The organism is Streptomyces sp. NPDC090021, from assembly GCF_044748225.1.
Taxonomy (GTDB): domain Bacteria; phylum Actinomycetota; class Actinomycetes; order Streptomycetales; family Streptomycetaceae; genus Streptomyces.
In genome coordinates this window covers 1-15,301 of record NZ_JBIVFO010000031.1, presented here as the reverse complement: position 1 = coordinate 15,301, position 15,301 = coordinate 1, and the positions used below count along the sequence as shown (strand labels likewise).

Annotated in this window: 21 protein-coding genes and 1 pseudogene; 14 read left to right on the top strand and 8 right to left on the bottom strand. The window is 73.0% G+C overall.

The features are described 5' to 3' along the window. Nucleotides 1-6 precede the first annotated feature (6 nt). Complete coding sequence (locus tag ACIPXC_RS23895; protein ID WP_401621705.1) at nucleotides 7-1,419, bottom strand: family 2B encapsulin nanocompartment shell protein; 1,413 nt, start codon at nucleotides 1,417-1,419, stop codon at nucleotides 7-9. 268 nt (nucleotides 1,420-1,687) lie between these two features. Next, nucleotides 1,688-1,867 carry a hypothetical protein gene (locus ACIPXC_RS23890; protein ID WP_401621702.1) on the bottom strand — a complete coding sequence of 60 codons (180 nt, stop codon included), beginning with the start codon at nucleotides 1,865-1,867 and terminating at the stop codon, nucleotides 1,688-1,690. A 158-nt stretch (nucleotides 1,868-2,025) separates the two neighbouring features. Here ACIPXC_RS23890 and thpR point away from each other — a divergent pair, with 158 nt between their 5' ends. From thpR to ACIPXC_RS23870, 4 genes are all read left to right on the top strand, one after another. Continuing rightward, a complete protein-coding gene (gene thpR, locus ACIPXC_RS23885) occupies nucleotides 2,026-2,610 on the top strand; it encodes an RNA 2',3'-cyclic phosphodiesterase (protein ID WP_401621699.1) in 585 nt (194 codons plus the stop codon). Nucleotides 2,611-2,910: 300 nt separating this feature from the next. Next, on the top strand, nucleotides 2,911-4,434 hold the full coding sequence (locus tag ACIPXC_RS23880) for an NUDIX domain-containing protein (protein WP_401621696.1): 1,524 nt from the start codon (nucleotides 2,911-2,913) through the stop codon (nucleotides 4,432-4,434). Then, nucleotides 4,431-4,985: an NUDIX domain-containing protein gene (locus ACIPXC_RS23875; RefSeq protein ID WP_401621693.1), complete on the top strand. Its 555-nt coding sequence runs from the start codon at nucleotides 4,431-4,433 to the stop codon at nucleotides 4,983-4,985. Before ACIPXC_RS23880 ends, ACIPXC_RS23875 begins: the two co-directional genes overlap by 4 nt. A 198-nt stretch (nucleotides 4,986-5,183) precedes the next feature. Next, on the top strand, nucleotides 5,184-5,339 hold the full coding sequence (locus tag ACIPXC_RS23870; RefSeq protein ID WP_172671261.1) for a DUF6131 family protein: 156 nt from the start codon (nucleotides 5,184-5,186) through the stop codon (nucleotides 5,337-5,339). Between the two features lie 19 nt (nucleotides 5,340-5,358). Here the strand turns inward: ACIPXC_RS23870 and ACIPXC_RS23865 are convergent, their stop codons facing one another. Both ACIPXC_RS23865 and ACIPXC_RS23860 read right to left on the bottom strand, forming a co-directional pair. Then, the gene (locus ACIPXC_RS23865; RefSeq protein ID WP_401621690.1) at nucleotides 5,359-5,745 is read right to left on the bottom strand and encodes a VOC family protein; all 387 of its coding nucleotides are present in this window, start codon (nucleotides 5,743-5,745) and stop codon (nucleotides 5,359-5,361) included. Between the two features lie 32 nt (nucleotides 5,746-5,777). Further along, entirely contained in the window at nucleotides 5,778-6,998 is a 1,221-nt protein-coding gene (locus ACIPXC_RS23860) for an aromatic acid exporter family protein (protein ID WP_401621688.1), read from the bottom strand. Between the two features lie 149 nt (nucleotides 6,999-7,147). On the opposite strand from ACIPXC_RS23860, the gene ACIPXC_RS23855 reads away from it, so the two are divergent. Beyond that, complete coding sequence (locus ACIPXC_RS23855; protein ID WP_401621685.1) at nucleotides 7,148-7,333, top strand: hypothetical protein; 186 nt, start codon at nucleotides 7,148-7,150, stop codon at nucleotides 7,331-7,333. Between the two features lie 74 nt (nucleotides 7,334-7,407). Here the strand turns inward: ACIPXC_RS23855 and ACIPXC_RS23850 are convergent, their stop codons facing one another. Further along, nucleotides 7,408-7,782, bottom strand: a complete 375-nt coding sequence (locus ACIPXC_RS23850; RefSeq protein ID WP_401621682.1) for a hypothetical protein — start codon at nucleotides 7,780-7,782, stop codon at nucleotides 7,408-7,410. 107 nt (nucleotides 7,783-7,889) lie between these two features. Between ACIPXC_RS23850 and ACIPXC_RS23845 the strand changes: the two genes are divergently transcribed. Beyond that, entirely contained in the window at nucleotides 7,890-8,426 is a 537-nt protein-coding gene (locus ACIPXC_RS23845; protein WP_401621679.1) for a SixA phosphatase family protein, read from the top strand. A gap of 128 nt (nucleotides 8,427-8,554) precedes the next feature. On the opposite strand, the gene ACIPXC_RS23840 is transcribed toward ACIPXC_RS23845, so the two are convergent. Both ACIPXC_RS23840 and ACIPXC_RS23835 read right to left on the bottom strand, forming a co-directional pair. Further along, entirely contained in the window at nucleotides 8,555-9,013 is a 459-nt protein-coding gene (locus ACIPXC_RS23840; RefSeq protein WP_401621676.1) for a DUF5709 domain-containing protein, read from the bottom strand. A gap of 62 nt (nucleotides 9,014-9,075) precedes the next feature. Then, the gene (locus ACIPXC_RS23835; protein ID WP_401621673.1) at nucleotides 9,076-9,426 is read right to left on the bottom strand and encodes an STAS domain-containing protein; all 351 of its coding nucleotides are present in this window, start codon (nucleotides 9,424-9,426) and stop codon (nucleotides 9,076-9,078) included. 101 nt (nucleotides 9,427-9,527) lie between these two features. On the opposite strand from ACIPXC_RS23835, the gene ACIPXC_RS23830 reads away from it, so the two are divergent. The 6 genes from ACIPXC_RS23830 (at nucleotide 9,528) to ACIPXC_RS23805 (ending at nucleotide 13,151) form a co-directional block, all read left to right on the top strand. After that, on the top strand, nucleotides 9,528-10,430 hold the full coding sequence (locus ACIPXC_RS23830; RefSeq protein WP_401621670.1) for an oxygenase MpaB family protein: 903 nt from the start codon (nucleotides 9,528-9,530) through the stop codon (nucleotides 10,428-10,430). Between the two features lie 151 nt (nucleotides 10,431-10,581). Next, a complete protein-coding gene (locus ACIPXC_RS23825) occupies nucleotides 10,582-10,998 on the top strand; it encodes a hypothetical protein (protein ID WP_401621667.1) in 417 nt (138 codons plus the stop codon). A gap of 127 nt (nucleotides 10,999-11,125) precedes the next feature. Next, nucleotides 11,126-11,401 (top strand): carotenoid oxygenase family protein, encoded by a 276-nt coding sequence (locus ACIPXC_RS23820; protein ID WP_401621664.1) that lies wholly within the window; start codon nucleotides 11,126-11,128, stop codon nucleotides 11,399-11,401. A 123-nt stretch (nucleotides 11,402-11,524) separates the two neighbouring features. Next, nucleotides 11,525-12,397: an oxaloacetate decarboxylase gene (locus tag ACIPXC_RS23815; protein ID WP_401621661.1), complete on the top strand. Its 873-nt coding sequence runs from the start codon at nucleotides 11,525-11,527 to the stop codon at nucleotides 12,395-12,397. Further along, nucleotides 12,378-12,593 carry a hypothetical protein gene (locus ACIPXC_RS23810; RefSeq protein WP_401621658.1) on the top strand — a complete coding sequence of 72 codons (216 nt, stop codon included), beginning with the start codon at nucleotides 12,378-12,380 and terminating at the stop codon, nucleotides 12,591-12,593. Before ACIPXC_RS23815 ends, ACIPXC_RS23810 begins: the two co-directional genes overlap by 20 nt. 60 nt (nucleotides 12,594-12,653) lie before the next feature. After that, complete coding sequence (locus ACIPXC_RS23805) at nucleotides 12,654-13,151, top strand: NUDIX hydrolase (protein ID WP_401621656.1); 498 nt, start codon at nucleotides 12,654-12,656, stop codon at nucleotides 13,149-13,151. Here the strand turns inward: ACIPXC_RS23805 and ACIPXC_RS23800 are convergent. Then, nucleotides 13,124-13,942, bottom strand: coding sequence for a class I SAM-dependent methyltransferase (locus tag ACIPXC_RS23800; protein WP_401621653.1), 819 nt, complete (start codon nucleotides 13,940-13,942; stop codon nucleotides 13,124-13,126). The genes ACIPXC_RS23805 and ACIPXC_RS23800 overlap by 28 nt on opposite strands. A 316-nt stretch (nucleotides 13,943-14,258) precedes the next feature. Between ACIPXC_RS23800 and ACIPXC_RS23795 the strand changes: the two genes are divergently transcribed. Together ACIPXC_RS23795 and ACIPXC_RS23790 are read left to right on the top strand one after the other, a co-directional pair. Beyond that, nucleotides 14,259-14,771 (top strand): hypothetical protein, encoded by a 513-nt coding sequence (locus ACIPXC_RS23795; RefSeq protein WP_401621650.1) that lies wholly within the window; start codon nucleotides 14,259-14,261, stop codon nucleotides 14,769-14,771. 38 nt (nucleotides 14,772-14,809) lie between these two features. Beyond that, a pseudogene (locus ACIPXC_RS23790) lies at nucleotides 14,810-15,178 on the top strand (EamA family transporter); the annotation flags it as partial. Between the last annotated feature and the right edge of the window lie 123 nt (nucleotides 15,179-15,301).

The following is a 15,301-nucleotide window of genomic DNA, read 5'->3' as shown; positions in this document are numbered from 1 at the left end:
CGCGCGTCAGTCGCGTCGGCGGCCGATCTGGACGTTCTCCATCACACCGAGCGCGTCGGGCACCAGGATCGCGGCGGAGTAGTAGGTGGTGACGAGGTACGAGATGATCGCCTGCTCGCTGATGCCCATGAAGCGCACGGAGAGGCCGGGCTCGTACTCCTCCGGCAGCCCCGTCTGGTGCAGGCCGATGACGCCCTGGTTGTCCTCGCCCGTACGCATGGCGAGGATGGAGCTGGTGTTCTCCTTGCTGATGGGGATCTTGCTGCAGGGCAGGATCGGCACCCCGCGCCAGGCCGGCACCTGCTGGCCGCCGAGGTCGACGTGGTCCGGGTAGAGCCCGCGGGCGTTGAACTCGCGCCCGATCGCCGCGATCGTCTTGGGGTGGGCGAAGAAGAACCTGGTGCCGCGACGGCGGCAGAGCAGTTCGTCCATGTCGTCCGGGGTGGGCGGCCCCGAGTGGGTCTGGATGCGCTGCTTGAAGTCGGCATTGTGGAGGAGGCCGAACTCCCGGTTGTTGATGAGCTCGTACTCCTGGCGCTCACGCAGCGCCTCGATGGTGAGCCGGAGTTGCTCCTCGGTCTGGTTGTGCGGTCCGTTGTAGAGGTCGGCGACGCGCGTGTGGACCCGCAGCACGGTCTGGGCGATGGAGAGTTCGTACTCGCGCGGCTTGAGTTCGTAGTCGACGAAGGTGCCGGGGAGGGCGGCCTCACCGGTGTGGCCGGCGGACATGGCGATCTCGGCCTCGCCGTGCTTGTTCTGCCGCTGGTGCGGCAGGGAGCCGAACCGCTCGACGTGGGCACGGAGGTTCGGCGCCGCGTCGAGCACGGCGGCGAAGTCGGCACGGGAGAGGGTGAGCAGGGTGCCGGAGGTCTCGGCGGTGGCCGTGTAGTCGGCGGTCGCATCGGCGTCCAGCAGCGCGTTCTCACCGAAGCGGTCGCCGTCGGCCAGTACCGCGACGGCGACTTCGTCACCGTACTTGCCGACCGAGGTCTGGCTGATGCGGCCGTGGGCGATCAGGTGGATGCCCTCGGCGGGCGTGCCGCGCTCCACCAGCACCTCGCCGGCGCGGAAGTCGCGCTGGACGCACCGGTCGGCGAGCGTGACCAGCACCTGCTCGTCCTCGAAGCCCCGCAGCATGGCGAGTTCGCCGAGTTCGCGCGGGATCACCCTTACCGTGGCACCGTCCTGCAGGAACTCGATGCGGCCGTCGCCGACGGTGTAGGTCAGGCGGCGGTTGACCCGGTAGGTGCCGCCCTTGGTCTCCACCCAGGGGAGCGTCTTCAGCAGCCACCGGGAGGTGATCTCCTGCATCTGCGGGGCGGACTTGGTCGTCGTGGCAAGGTTGCGGGCGGCCGCCGTGCCCAGACTGGTCTGCTGGGTCGGCTCCAGCTGAGTCTCTGGGCTGGTGTCCACGGTCATCGCGCAGGCCTCTCCTTCGTGCGGGCGGTGATCGGCGCATGCGTGTGCACGTCACCAGTGAAAGAAGAAAAATAGGGTGAATACCCGGGCAATCCCTCTAGATCCGGAAGCACAGTAACCGTCCGCCCATCGGGCCACCCACCAGAAGGGGGAGGGATTACCTCGATTCGGTGATCTTGAGCCTCGCCGCGTTTGATCAGCGCCTCGGCGGTTTCGGACACGGGCACCGCGCGCTTTTCGCCAGCATGGTGACGGATCGTCAAACGGCTTACCGCAGCGACTGGTTGTCGCGGACGTCGGGTCGGTGCGGGGCGGTCTCGTCCACGAGACCCGGATCGACGAGTGTCCCGGCGCAGGCCTTCGCGCGATCCGGGAGGTCCGTCGCCCCAGCCGCGCCGGGCCGGCCGGGGCGATGCGGGGCGGCCTGGGCGCCGTACGCCGTGATCACGCCGCACAGGAGACGTGGCCAGAGCCTGTCCGGCGTGATCACGCGTCCTCGACCCGCGGGGCATCCTCAACCCGGGTGTGCTGGTCGGCTGAGCCGCCGGCGTCGGCGGGCGGGCCGGAAAGATGACCGGGGCGTGCGGCGTACGGTACGAAGAGCTTGTGAAGGAACAGATCCAGCCCTCGACCGTTCGCGTGTTCATAGCCCTCGCCCCGCCCGACGACGCCAAGGAGGAGCTCGCGGGGGCGCTGCGGCCCGCCTACGCGGCGTACCCGGGCCTGCGCTGGAACCGCGTCGAGGACTGGCACATCACCCTGGCGTTCCTCGGGGAGCTCCCGGTCGGGACCGTCCCGCTCCTGCGACCGCCGCTCGCGGATCTGGCGGCGGCGGGCCGGCCCCTCGAACTGGCACTGCGCGGCGGCGGGCACTTCGACGAGCGGGTGCTGTGGAGCGGTGTCGACGGGGACCTCGAAGGCCTGCACCTGCTGGCCTCCGAGGTGCGCGCGGTCGTCAAGGAATGCGGCGTTCCGTTCGAGGGCCGGCCGCTGCGCCCCCACGTCACGCTGGCCCGGACCCGCCGAAACGATCCCGCGTGTGTGGTGGAGGCCGCCGCCGGGCTCGCCGCGTTCTCCGGCCGCCGGTGGCGGACGGCGCGCCTGCACCTGGTCGGCAGCAACATCGGCCGCGGTCCCGGTCCGATCCACTACCGCGACATCGAGGCCTGGAGCTTCCGCCACGACGGGTGAGCCCGGGCCGGCGGTGGAGCGCTGCGGCCTGTGCACCGGCGAGCTCACCGAACCACAGGGGCAGACGCTCGTGTTCTGAACGGACGGGAGTACCGGGATTGCCCCGTGCGGCACGGGGCAATCCCCCGCAGGGGTGACCCCACCCTGTTCGAGCGAGTTTCAGGGCTGCCGGTCCAGGTCCCGAGGGACTGCCGCCGCCGGCCAGAACATCCGTTCACCGACTGCCCCCGCGCCGACCGTGACGGGCCGCGCCCCGAGCCGTTCTTGGAGCCGACCCTCCCCCGCACCTGTGAGGTTCACGTGCCGCCCACCCGCTCCCACCTCCGCGGCGCCGTCGCCGCCCACCTCGAACGCCGTCCCGCCGCACGCGAGGTGCTCGATGACCTGCTGACCGCCCTCGACGCCGGGGCCGATCCCGCCGGCCCCGTCGATCCCGCCCGCCCGACGGCCCCGGCCGGACGCATCACGTGCAGCGCGGTCGTGGTCGACCGGCACCGACGCGTCCTGCACGTCCGCCACCGGCCCGGCGGCAGCCTCCTCCTGCCGGGCGGGCCCGTCGGGCCGGACGACCGTACGCTCCTCGACGCGGCGCTGCGCGCGGTCCACGAGCAGGCGGGGATCCCGCCCGCCGCCCTGTGCCGTACCGCCGAGTACCTGGACGTGCCCGTCGACATCGCCGTCCACGCCGCGCAGGCGGGGCCGGCCGGGGGTGAACCGGCCCGTCGGCACTACGACTTCCGCATGGTGCTCCACCTGGCGGAGGAGAGCGCCGATGCGCCACCGCGGCCCGAAGGGGCACCGGGAGCCGCGTGGCTCCCCTTCGACGAGGTCGGCCCGCCCGCCCTGCGGGCCGGACTGCTGGAGTCCGGACTGGACGGCCGGACCGAGCCGGTGAACGCCTCGGCGTTGATCCACGACGGCGCGGGCCGGTACCTGCTCCACCTGCGGGACCACGTACCGGGCATCTGGGAGCCGGGGGCCTGGGCCCTCCTCGGCGGTGGCCGTGAGCCGCAGGACACCTCCCTGGAGGACACCGTCCGCCGGGAGCTGCGGGAGGAGGCCGGGCTCGAACCCCGCGCCCTGGAGCCGTTCGCGGTGGAACACGCCACAGGAGCCGACGGCACCACCGTCCCCGTGCAGGTCTTCGCCACCCGCTGGACCGGCGATCCGGGCACCCTCACCCTGACCGAAGGGGTCATGCTCGCCTGGCACGACCTGCGGACCCTGCCCCGCCTGCGGCTGAACCCCTCGACCCTCGCCCTGATCCGCCGGCACGCCGCAGAGCAGGGCCCCGAGCAGAGCCCGGCGCAGTGCCCGGAGCACGGCGCGGCGCACGCCCCGGAGCCGGTCCGCGCCGGGTCCGCGAACACGCCCGTCCCCCATATCGTCGGCGTCCACCTCTACCTGGAACGCGACGGCGAGGTCCTGCTCGGGCTGCGGCACCCCGACTCCGCCTTCGCGGGCTCCACGCACCACTTCCTCGCCGGTCACTGCGAACAGGAGTCCGCCGTCGGCTGTCTGGTCAGGGAGGCGCAGGAAGAGGCCGGGATCGTCATCGACCCGGCCGACGTCGACCTCGTCCACCTGGTGCACGTCAGGGACCGGCCCGATGCCCCGCCGCGCATGCAGCTGGTCTTCCGGGCCCGGCGCTGGCGAGGGGAGCCCCGGCTGCGGGAGCCCGACCGGTGCGTGTCGTGGAACTGGTGGCCCCTCGACGCCCTGCCGGAACCGATCGTCCCCTACGCCCGTGCCGCCCTCGAGGGCATCCGCGCCGGACGCCCCTACACCGAACTCGGCTGGAACGGCTCCGGGAGCGCCCGATGACCGCGCCACGCAGGTACACGCTGCCGCTCGACGTGCATCTCCTGCTGCGCCGGGACGGCGGCCGCGGCCTTGAGGTCCTGCTGTCGCGGCGGGCCGGGCCGGTGTACGCGACCGGGATGTGGCACCTGCCGTCCGGTCATCTGGAGGCGGACGAGGACTTCGTCGGGGCCGTCGTCCGGGAGGCGCGAGAGGAGACCGGGGTCGTCGTCGATCCGGCGGACGTCCGGGTGGCGGTCACCGTGCACCACCGTCCCCCGACGGGCTCCTCGTCCCGCGTCGGCGTCTTCTTCGAGGTACGCAGATGGACGGGCCCGCCCCGGATCATGGAGCCCGACCGGTGCGACGGCATGGGCTGGTACGCGCTGGACGCCCTGCCCGCGCCGATGGTCGCGTACTGCCGGGCCGGGCTGGACGCCTACCGGGCCGGGCTCCCGGCGGCCGTCCATTTCCAGCGGCCGGGCGACCCGGTGGAGCACCGGGACGGCGAACCGGGTCCGGGCCGCACCGAGTTCCTCGCCGGCCCCGCTGCCGGCACACCGGGGGGCCGGTAGCGTGCCCGGCACGCCGACAGCACCCTCGCCGGGACGATCGAGCTCGTCCTGCGCGACACGGGCCTCGTGGGGCTGCCGCCCCGGGTCGACTGATCACCCGACGACAGCGGCGGCAAGAAACGGATGAAAGCGGGCATGAGGCCGCACGACCGTGGTAGACGCCCTGCATACCGGTTCGACAGGAACCAGGAGGTAGTCATGATCGTTCTGGGCGTCATCCTGCTGATCATCGGCTTCGTCACGGGGATCTCGATCCTCTGGACGATCGGCGTGATCCTCGTCGTCGTCGGCCTGGTGCTCTGGCTGCTGGGCGCGGTCGGACACGCCGTGGGAGGCCGCAAGCACTACTACTGACGCCGGGCCCTCCTGGCACTCAGGGACGGAAGCGCAGTGGATGGTCCTCCGGGACCTCCACGACGGCGATCCGCACGCCGTCGGGGTCGGCGATCCACATCTCGACCAGTCCCCACGGTTCGCGCAGCGGAGGCCGCAGCACTTCGGCGCCGCGGCTGTGCAGCTCCTCGTAGGCCGCCTGTACGTCGGCGACCTGGAGCCACAGCCGCAGGCCCGGCGCGGGCGGTGCGTCGGACCGTCCCGACACCTCGAGGAAGCCGCCGCCCAGGAAGTAGACCGTGCCGCGGTCCGGCCCCGTGCCGAACTCCCGGTACACGGCGAGGCCGAGGGTCTCGCCGTAGAACGCACGCGAGCGCGCGGGGTCCGTCGGTCGCAGCAGGATCCTGCTGCCCAGTACGTTCACCATGTCCCCACCTTCGCGCACCGCAGCCCCCTTCGTCACCCGGGCCGCTCCGCCCCGCGGCCCCTGCGGGTCCACGCCCGCAGGCGGCCGCGTACCCCGTCGGCGCGCCGGCTGCGGGTGTGCCGGTCGAGTTCCTCCAGCAGGCGCTGCGAGCGCTTCTCCACGCCCAGTTCGTCGAGGACCCGGTCGATCTCGGTGAGCAGCGCGCCGCGCAACTGCCAGTGCCCGGGTTCCTCCCGGGCGGAGGCGAGCAGCAGCTCCGCGAGCCGGTCCCGGTGGGCCCTGGCCACCGCGAGCTCACCGGACAGCCGGGCTTCGGCCTCCTCCGCGTTGGCGCTCACCTGGGCGGTGATCAGCTGGGCGAAGCTCTCCACGGCGACAGCGGTGTGCCGCAGCACCTCGCGTAGCGCCGCGCCGGTGGCGGGCTCGAAGAGCGGGCCGTCGGGGCGGACCTTGGCCAGGTCGGTCAGGGTCCGGCAGGCCACCCGGAGCACCACCGCGCAGATCTCCAGGGTGTCCAGGCCGGTGCGCAGCACCAGCCGGAAGAGCAGGCCCTCCTTGACCCGCGGATTGAGCCGGAGGCTGTCCTCGGCCTGCCGCAGGGCGCTGTCGACCTGTGCGATGTCGTTGTCGAGGCGGCGCGCCTCGTGCAGGCGGGCGGCGGCATGTTCGACCTTGCCCGGGCCCCGGGGTTCCTCTCCGAGGTGGTCGAGCAGCCGGCTCATGCGCAGGGCGAGGTCGGTGATCGCGGCGCCGGCCGGGCCGATCCAGAGGGGTGGCGCCAGCAGGAGGTTGACCAGGAGTCCGACCACCGCGCCGATGAGGGTCTCCAGTACCCGGTCCCAGGCGGTGTCCGCCACCTGGGTGACGCCGAGGACGAGCATGGCGCTGATCGCGACCTCGGGGACGAACTCGTCCACGCGCACGAGGTGGCCCACCACGAGGGACGCCAGGATCAGCAGGCCCAGGCTCCACCAGGTGAGGCCGACCAGCGCGCTGAACCCGATGGCGATCAGGACGCCGACGACCACCGAGTTGACCCGGCGGATGCTGGTGGTCAACGTGGAGTAGAGCGTGACCTGCACGACGAGCAGGGCCGTCAGCGGGGCGGTCAGCGGGTTGGGCTCGCTGCTCAGGCGGAGCGCCACGACGTAGCTGATGACGGCCGCGGCGGTGGAGCGCAGGGCCTGGACGGCGACCGGTTCGCGGCGGCGCCGTGCGACACGGGTGGCGATGCTGCTGATCGTTTCCGGCATGACTGCGCATCTTCCCAGGCCGTGCGGGATGACACGTGCCACAGTGGTCACGTCCGTTCGTGTCGCGATCGTGTCACGAGTGACCGGTGGGGTAGGTGGGGGGGAAGTCCGAAGTCAGCGTCGATCGGATCTGCGAGGGAGCGACAGCCATGAAGGGTACGGAGGACAGGCGGCAGCGGCCGGCCGGGGGCCGTGAGGAGCACCCCCAGGAGCACCCCGGACCGGACCCCGTGCACCCCGAGGCCAGCAAGCCGGTCGCCGGCAAGACCCCGGAGGAACTGCGGATGCGGCAGGAGCGGAAGATGTCCCACCCGGACGAGGAGGACGCCGACTGACGGTCGGTGTCCCACGTCTGTGTCCCACGTCGGGGTCCCACGTCGGCGTCCCACGTCTGTGTCCCACGTACGGGTCAGTGCTCCCAGGGGCCCTCGTCGTAGGTACCGGCCTCGACCTCCAGGGCGAGTTCCTGGAGGACCTCGATGGAGGAGACGTCCGTGCGACCTGTGTCATGGGCGATCGCGAGGCTGGTGAACGCCAGGCTGAATCCGGAGACCATCGTGTGCAGGGCCGGGCCCAGGGCCTCGGCCACCAGCGTCGCCACCTGCTGCGGCGACGCGTCGGCCGGCACGCTGATCGAGGGCAGCATCTCGTTCAGGAGCTGTGTGGCCACACCGGCCGTCCCGCCCGGGCCCTCGGCGTCCTCCCCGGCCTCGGCGGCCCGGCGGATGTCCTGGGCCTCGGTGAGGATCCCGATCACCCGCCTGAGTACGTCTGCTCGTTCCATCCCTCGCAGCGTAGTCCGCCGGGCGGCCGGGTGCGGGTGCGCGCCCGCGGGACCCACCGCACCATGGGCCTGTACCGTACGCGCACCAGCCGGAGGGAGAGCACTCCATGTCCCCCGACCCCGCACCGCACCCGACCGGGAGCCGACTGCTGCTGGTCCGGCACGCCAAGGCGGTACCGAAGGGCGACCCCGCCGAGGACTTCGAGCGTGGCCTGGGCGAGCGCGGCAGGGCCGACGCACCCCGTACGGGCCGCTGGCTGGCGGAGCGCGGCTACCGGCCGGACCTGGCGCTGTGCTCGCCCGCGCGCAGGACGCGCCAGACCTGGCAACTGCTGGTCCCCGCCCTGGCGGACCCGCCGGACGCCGTCTACGACGACCGGCTCTACAACGCGGCGCCGAACGCGCTGGTCACCGTGCTGACCGAGCGCGGGTCGGGGCTCGGCTGTCTGGCGTTGGTCGGCCACAACACGGGCATCCACGAGCTGGCGACCGCGTTGTGCGGCAGCGGCCCGGCGGAGCTGCTGGACCGGCTGAAGGACGGCTTCCCGACCTCCGGCGTCGTGGTGGTGGACCTCGCGGGCGGCTGGGGGGACCTGACCCCCGGCAAGGGGCATCTGACAGACCTGTGGTCACCGGCTCACTGAGCGGGGGCCACCAGCGTCGCCCGTCATCACGCGTGCACGCATCCGGTGCCCCCGGGCGGGCGGGAGCGCTTCCACGTCATCTGACCGCCGGGACGCCGAGGAGGAGGAGGAGGACGAGGCGCCGCGGCTCAGACGTCCAGGTCCTCGGCGGGCGGCAGTTCATCGACGACGTGGACCGCGGCCTCCTCGGCCGATGCCGCTCCGCCGTCGATCCCGACGTCGCGGGCCAGTACGGAGATGTGGCGCTGCGGGGCGGAGTCGTCCACCGCGGCCAGGCGGCCCGCGCGGTCCGATCCGGCCAGCAGGGCGTCGCCGGCCTCGTCGGAGACCTCGTCCTCGTCGGACACCTCGGGCTGCTCCCGGGCAAGGCGCTGCTCCAGCGTCTCGCCCGTGCGCGCCTCGGCGGCGGTCGTGCCCCTGTCGTCGACCGCGAGCGGGCGGTCGAGGGGCACGTAGGCGGTGTCGAGCGTGTCGTCGAGGCCCGGCTCGTCGAGGGTGTTCTCCAGGTCGGGTTGGGCCTCGGCGGACTCGTCGCTCTCCTGCGGCTGGTAGACGTCGTCGCCGTAGGCTTCGTCGGCGCTGCTCATCGGGTTCTCCGATCGGTCGGGGTCGGCGTGCCGCCGGCGGGGGCGCACCGGTCCCGGTGTGCTCAGCCGGGCACGGAGGCGTCCAGCGGGAAGGAGCCGTTCGAACCGGTGAGTTCGAGCAGCCGCAGCAACTGGTGGCTGGGCGCTGCCAGGCGCAGGACGTGTCCTGTCCGGACACCCTGCCGCCGGGCGTCCAGCAGCACGTTGAGGCCCGCGGAATCGCAGAAGGACGAATTCCGCAGGTCGACGATGATGTCGGCACCCTCGGGGGCCTGAGTGAGGGCCGCGGCGAGCGTCTCCCGCAGTTCGCCCGCGTGGTCCAGGTCCAGGTCGCCGCTGACCGGCACCACACAGGGACCGCTGTGGCCGGTGTCGGCGGCGGCTTCCGGAACGGGCGTGTCCTCGGCAGCCATGACGTACCTCCTCGTACATGGGGCACCTGCCCGTCGCGGTTTCTCTCAACCGTCCTCCCGTCCATGGGACCGCGGAGCGGCGCCGAGCGCATACTGGGCGCATGGCGAGCCCGACGACCGCCGTCCGGCGGCTCCGGCGGCAGGCCGGCGAGGCGGTGTTCCTGCGCGTCGCCGGGCCCGACGGATCCCGCAACCGGGAACGGATCCACGCGACTCCCGGACCGCGCTGGTTCGCGCCGGACCGGCCGGTCAGGCGGGTGCACGGGGACGCGTCGATGTTCGTCGGCGGCCTCGCCGCCCTGCTGCTCCAGTCGCTGCACCCCGTCGCGATGGCCGCGGTGGCGGCGCACTCCGGGTACCGCGGCGACCCGTGGGGCCGCCTGCACCGGACCAGCACCTTCCTGGCGGTCACCACTTTCGGTACGAGCGCCGACGCCGAGGCGGCGGTGGCCCGTGTCCGGGCGGTGCACTCCCGTGTCCGGGGCCGGACGGCCGACGGCGTGCCGTACCGGGCCGACGACCCGGAGCTGCTGGGCTGGGTCCACGTCGCCGAGGTGGACTGTTTCCTGCGGGCCCACCAGCGGTACGGCAGGCATCCGCTGGATCCGGCCGGCTGCGACGCGTACCTCGCCGACACGGCGCGGGTGGCCCGGGCGCTGGGCGCGGACCGGCCGCCGCGGGACGTACGGGAGCTGGCGGCGCGGATGGCCGGGTACCGGCCCGCGCTGCGGCCCACGGAGGCCTCCCGGGACACGGCCCGATTCCTGCTCACCGATCCGCCGCTGCCGGGGGCCGCCCGGCTGCCGTACGCGCTGCTCGCGGCGGCGGCCGTGGACCTGCTGCCGGTCTGGGCGAGGACGGCGGTCACGGCCGGTTCGGGGGCCGCGGCCGAGCGGTTGCCGGGCGTGGCCGCCCGCGCGGGCGGCCACGCCGTGACCCGGGCGATCCGGTGGGCGTTGCCGCCGGCTCCCGGTCGTGCGGGTCGGTACCCCTCGTCCGGGTAGCCTCAGCCGATCTCGGTGACATCGGTGACGGCGGTGACGCCGGTGACGGCGGATGAAAGATCGATGGTGCCCGACATGGTGGGAGACTGGGCTGCGCCACCGACACGGCAGGGCGCCCCGCCCCCGTCCCGACCGGAGAAGTGAACGACCGATGACGCTCCAGGAAGGCCAGCGGGTCAAGCTGGCGGCAGACCTCCGGCTGGCCGGGACGGTGTGCACGGTCCAGGACGGCCCGGCGGGCGAGGACGGCCCGGCCGACGAGGACGCCGTCGTCGGTTCGCTGTCCCTGGCGTCGGGCATCGCGGGCACCGTCGAGCGGGTGGACGCGCCCCGGGAGCGGGAGCGGAGCCACGAGGTGCGCGAGTACGCACGGCTCAAGGCCCTCCTGGACGACTTCGGCCACCAGATGCCCCCGGCGAGCAGGCGGCACTTGGAGGAGCAGGTGGCTTCCCTCGAACCCGCGTGGACCGCTCACCGGGAACACGGCCCCCGGGTGACGGTCCGCGTCCGCCTCGACAACGGCTTCGTACTCGACGACGCGCGCGCGGACGTGTTCACCCCCGCCTGACCCTTCGGCGGTGGCCCTCCGGCCGTCCCGGGCGCGGGACGATCCGGCACCCCGACGGGCACCGCTTTTCACTGGGCGGAGACCGGGGGCTCCGGTGTCCGGCGGGCCGGGAACCACCTGTCGGCCGGTGAACCGGTCTTCGTTCCCCGACCCCGGCCGGGACTCCGACGGGCACGGTCACTGGCTGAGCTTCGCCGCCGAGCGTACCGACGGGTCGAGCTGGTTCCCGGTCGTCCCCGCCGAGGACCCGGAGGCCGGACCGGTGGCACGCGCCCGCATCCCCGTCCGGGTCCCCCTCGGCCTGCACGGCTGCCGGCTGCTGCCTGCCGGCAGCCGGCAGCCCACCGAGGCCTGGGCCCGCTGCCAACGTTCCTGTGGTGAACCGGCTACGCCGTCGGGGTGAGTAAAGGCTTCACCCGCGAAAGTTCCGCTCTTCACCAAGGAAGGATCTGCTTCGGGTAAAGAGCCCTGGTGGCGCGGCTCTCTGCCCTCCCTGTGCCGATGCGCTCCTCGGAGGAACCAAACGATGACTTACGGGAACAAGCTGCGGGAACAGATCGCCGAACCGGGCACCACCCCGCTCATCGGGGTGTACGACATGTACTCGGCCTCGGTGGCGGCCGCGCACTACGACGGGATGTTCGTCTCCGGATTCGGGTTCGCCGCCTCCTACTACGGGCTGCCCGACATCGGATTCATCGCCTGGCCCGACATGGTGGCCTTCGTCCAGCGACTGCGCGGCGCCTTCCCCCGTCACCACCTGCTCGTCGACATCGACGACGGCTACGTCGACCCGGAAGTGGCCTGCCACGTCGTGGAGGGCCTGGAACGGATGGGTGCCTCCGGGGTGATCCTGGAGGACCAGAAGCGCCCGCGGCGCTGCGGTCACGCCGACGGCAAGCAGGTGCTGCCACTGACGGAGTACCTGGAGAAGCTGGAGATGGTGCTGGCGACCCGCAAGGACCTCGTCGTGGTGGCCCGGACCGACGCGACGGAGGAGGCCGACATCATTCACCGCGCGCAGGCCCTGGCGGCGACCGACGCGGACGTCGTCCTCGTCGACGGGGTCCGCAGCGTGGAGTGGATCGAGCGGATCCGCGAGGCCGTCGGCGGCAAGCCGCTGCTGTTCAACCAGATCGCCGGCGGCAAGTCACCGCGGCTCTCGCTCACCGAGCTGACCGACCTCGGTGTCGACCTGGCCATCTACAGCACCCCGTGCCTGTTCGCCGCGCACAAGGCGATGGACACCGCCCTCGCCGAACTGCGGCTCGCCGACGGGCGGCTGCCCGCGGCCGAAGGGGGCGAGGAGGTCGGGGTCGGCGAGTCCACGAGGCTGCTGACCAAGAACATCTCGCGCCACCACCCCGTGCCGGTGGCGCGTGAGAGCGTGCAGGTGTGACCGGCGCGCGCATCCGGGCCGCGGCCGCGCTCGCGGCGCCGGGTACCTGGACCGGGGCGGTGGCCGATTCGACCCCTTCTACGCGGGGGTCAACGGCGCCTCCACCCCGGGCCCGAACACCCAGGACATCGTGGCCATCGCCAATGTCCTCGCCATGATCGCCGCCTATCTCCAGGAGGCCCCGCCGTCACCCTGACGGTCCGCCGCAGGCCCCCGGAGCCGAACGGGTGATCACGTCCGTGCCATCGTGTGCTCCATGGGTGAGCGTGTCGAACGGGTCGACGAGCAGGACGAGGTGCTGGGTGTCGTGGACAGGGGTGAGGCGATCCGCCGCGGGTGGCTGCACCGGGTGGCGACGATCGTGTGCCGTGACGGTGAAGGGCGGATCCTCGTGCACCGCCGCCCCGACCATGCGGCCCGCTTCCCCGGGCACCTCAACTGGATGCTCGGAGGGGCCGTGGACGTGGCCGAGTCGTATGAGGCCGCCGCCGCGCGGGAGCTGGCGGAGGAGCTCGGCGTACTCGCCCGGCCCCGCTTCGTGCTGAAGTTCCTGTGCGCGGGCGCAATCAGCCCCTACTGGCTCGGCCTGCACGAGGTGGTCGTCACCGGGCCCGTGCGACCCGACCCCGCCGAGATCGCCCGGCACGACTGGGTGACCGAGGCCGAACTGGCCGAACTGGTCGGCCTGCAGACGTTCGTCCCCGACGCCCGGGAGGCGTTCGACCGCTACCGGCGGGCGGCGGTGACCAGGTAGTAGTCCAGGATCCGCTGCTCCCAGGCGGCCATGAAGTTCCGCGGCCAGGTGCCGGGCGCCCAGAGGCGGGCGAGCCAACGGTCCCAGCCGGGCCAGACGTGCGGGCCGATCGAGTCCGCCCGCACGTCGGCGAAGCCCGCCTCGGCCAGGGCCTCCGCCAGCCGGGAAACGGGCCGGGCGATGTCGAGTCCGCTGGCGAACGTCTCCAGCAGCCCCGCGAGCCGCTCCTCGGGCGCGGGTGCGCCGTCGACGGTGAAGAATCCGGCGACCGCCACCCGGCCGCCCGGGCGCAGGACCCGCGCCGCCTCGCGGGCGAACGCCGGCAGGTCCGGAAAGTGCTGGACGGCCTCAACGCTGTAGAGGCAGTCGAACTCCGCGTCGGCCAGCGGCAGGCTCTCGGCCGCCCCGAGCAGGAAGCGCAGCCGCTGCGGCCGGGCGGCGAGGAGCGGGGAGTTCGCCTCGCGGGCCCGCCGCAGCTGCTGGGGGTGGATGTCCACCCCGGTGATGGTTGCGGGGCCGTACTCGTCGAGGGCCAGGGCGCATCCGAGGCCGAGGCCGCAGCCGACGTCCACGGCGCGGCCGCCGTCGGGGGCGACGGCGTCGAGCACGTGCCGGTACAGGTCCTGCTCGCTGCGGATCCGGTCGTCCTGCGACAGCGGTCCTTCGAGGTCGACGCGGTGCCAGTAGCCGAAGTTGATGAACCCTCCGGCGAACACCGGCACGGTGCTGAGATCGGCCGGTCCGTACGTCTCCCACACCTGGGGCCGTACGAACGGAGCGGTTCGTCCCACGGGGTCCTCCGGCACCACGCCACCGCCTCCTCGTGACGGGGGCGCCGCGCCCCCGAGCCACCAGTGTGGCCGCTGAAACCCCGTCACGACAGAGGGCACGCCCGGCACTCGGCGGTCCCGCCCCGCAGGCCGCTGCGGCCCAAGGGCTGTCCCGTAATCCCCGGCGGGCGCACGACGCCAGCTACGGCACCTCGCTGCGTTGTCGGAACGCCCGAATACGCCCGGTATGGGGACGCTCCTCCGCCTTGCGATGCACCGCATCTGACGCCGTGCGCTGATCCACCGGGGATTACGGGACAGCCCTTAGGCTGCCGGTATGGATCACGTCGACGACGCACCCGCAGACGTGGCGGCGGCTGCCGCGGCCCGGCTGAAGGAGCGGCTCTATGCCACGATCACCATGATCTCCGTGGTGATCGGCCTGGCCGCGTCGGAGCACGTGACCGCCGCGGGGACCGCGGCCACGGTGCTGACCGCCGCCGTCGGACTGTGGCTGGCGACCCTCGTCGCCGACCAGCAGGCCCACCGGGTGGTCCACGGCCGGCTCGCCACCGGAGCCGAGCTGCGGCACATGCTGTGGGTCGGCAGTCCGCTGCTGCTGTCCGCCGTCGGCCCGCTGATCCTCATCGCCTCCTCCGCCCTGGGGGTGATGGACCTGCGCACGGCCCTGTACGCATCGGCCGGTGTGAGTGTCGCCGGCCTCTTCGGATGGGGCTGGTACGGCGGCGTCCGCATGGGCAGCGGCGCGGCCGTCGCCCTGCTCGCGGGCGCGCTCGACGCGGCGATCGGCCTGGCCGTGGCCCTGGTGAAGGCCGCGGCCGGCCACTGAGCGGGACACGGCCGACCGTTCGCCGCATACCGAAAACGCTGCTCGCGGCCCGCCTGCTCGGCGAGGCGCTCCCGCCGCGGCTGCTGGCGGGCATGGCCGTGTCCTTCGTCGGCGCGGTGGTCGTCGGCCTGTCGATGTCGTCCGGGGACGGCGGCTCCACCTCGCTCCTCGGAGTCGTCCTCTGCCTGCTCGCCGCGGTGGCCTACGCGACCGGCGTCATCGCGCAGAAGCCCGCCCTCTCCTACGGAACGCCCCTCCAGATCACGGCGTTCAGCTGCATGACGGGCGCCGTGGCCTGTCTGCCCTTCACCGGCCGGCTGCTCGACGAACTGCCCCGGGCGCCGCTCTCGGCGACCCTGAACATGGTCTACCTGGGCGTGGTCCCCACCGCCCTGGCCTTCACCACGTGACTACTCCCCCGGATAAATCCGGGGACTTCTCGTCAAGCTGGTTGAGCTTGACGACGGGCCAGCCCGGCCCGCAGAACGTTGGAAGCCCCCACGACGTCGGCGTGCGCCTGGTGGCCGCAG

Excerpts from the sequence above, each read along its gene's own strand:
- ACIPXC_RS23875 (WP_401621693.1), top strand. The coding sequence starts at position 4,431 with ATGACCGCGCCACGCAGGTACACGCTGCCGCTCGACGTGCATCTCCTG.
- ACIPXC_RS23830 (WP_401621670.1), top strand. The coding sequence starts at position 9,528 with ATGGCGAGCCCGACGACCGCCGTCCGGCGGCTCCGGCGGCAGGCCGGC.
- ACIPXC_RS23855 (WP_401621685.1), top strand. The coding sequence starts at position 7,148 with ATGAAGGGTACGGAGGACAGGCGGCAGCGGCCGGCCGGGGGCCGTGAG.
- ACIPXC_RS23815 (WP_401621661.1), top strand. The coding sequence starts at position 11,525 with ATGACTTACGGGAACAAGCTGCGGGAACAGATCGCCGAACCGGGCACC.
- ACIPXC_RS23845 (WP_401621679.1), top strand. The coding sequence starts at position 7,890 with ATGTCCCCCGACCCCGCACCGCACCCGACCGGGAGCCGACTGCTGCTG.
- ACIPXC_RS23805 (WP_401621656.1), top strand. The coding sequence starts at position 12,654 with ATGGGTGAGCGTGTCGAACGGGTCGACGAGCAGGACGAGGTGCTGGGT.
- ACIPXC_RS23850 (WP_401621682.1), bottom strand. The coding sequence starts at position 7,782 with ATGGAACGAGCAGACGTACTCAGGCGGGTGATCGGGATCCTCACCGAG.
- ACIPXC_RS23795 (WP_401621650.1), top strand. The coding sequence starts at position 14,259 with ATGGATCACGTCGACGACGCACCCGCAGACGTGGCGGCGGCTGCCGCG.
- ACIPXC_RS23870 (WP_172671261.1), top strand. The coding sequence starts at position 5,184 with ATGATCGTTCTGGGCGTCATCCTGCTGATCATCGGCTTCGTCACGGGG.
- ACIPXC_RS23825 (WP_401621667.1), top strand. The coding sequence starts at position 10,582 with ATGACGCTCCAGGAAGGCCAGCGGGTCAAGCTGGCGGCAGACCTCCGG.
- ACIPXC_RS23865 (WP_401621690.1), bottom strand. The coding sequence starts at position 5,745 with ATGGTGAACGTACTGGGCAGCAGGATCCTGCTGCGACCGACGGACCCC.
- ACIPXC_RS23860 (WP_401621688.1), bottom strand. The coding sequence starts at position 6,998 with ATGCCGGAAACGATCAGCAGCATCGCCACCCGTGTCGCACGGCGCCGC.
- ACIPXC_RS23840 (WP_401621676.1), bottom strand. The coding sequence starts at position 9,013 with ATGAGCAGCGCCGACGAAGCCTACGGCGACGACGTCTACCAGCCGCAG.
- ACIPXC_RS23835 (WP_401621673.1), bottom strand. The coding sequence starts at position 9,426 with ATGGCTGCCGAGGACACGCCCGTTCCGGAAGCCGCCGCCGACACCGGC.
- ACIPXC_RS23895 (WP_401621705.1), bottom strand. The coding sequence starts at position 1,419 with ATGACCGTGGACACCAGCCCAGAGACTCAGCTGGAGCCGACCCAGCAG.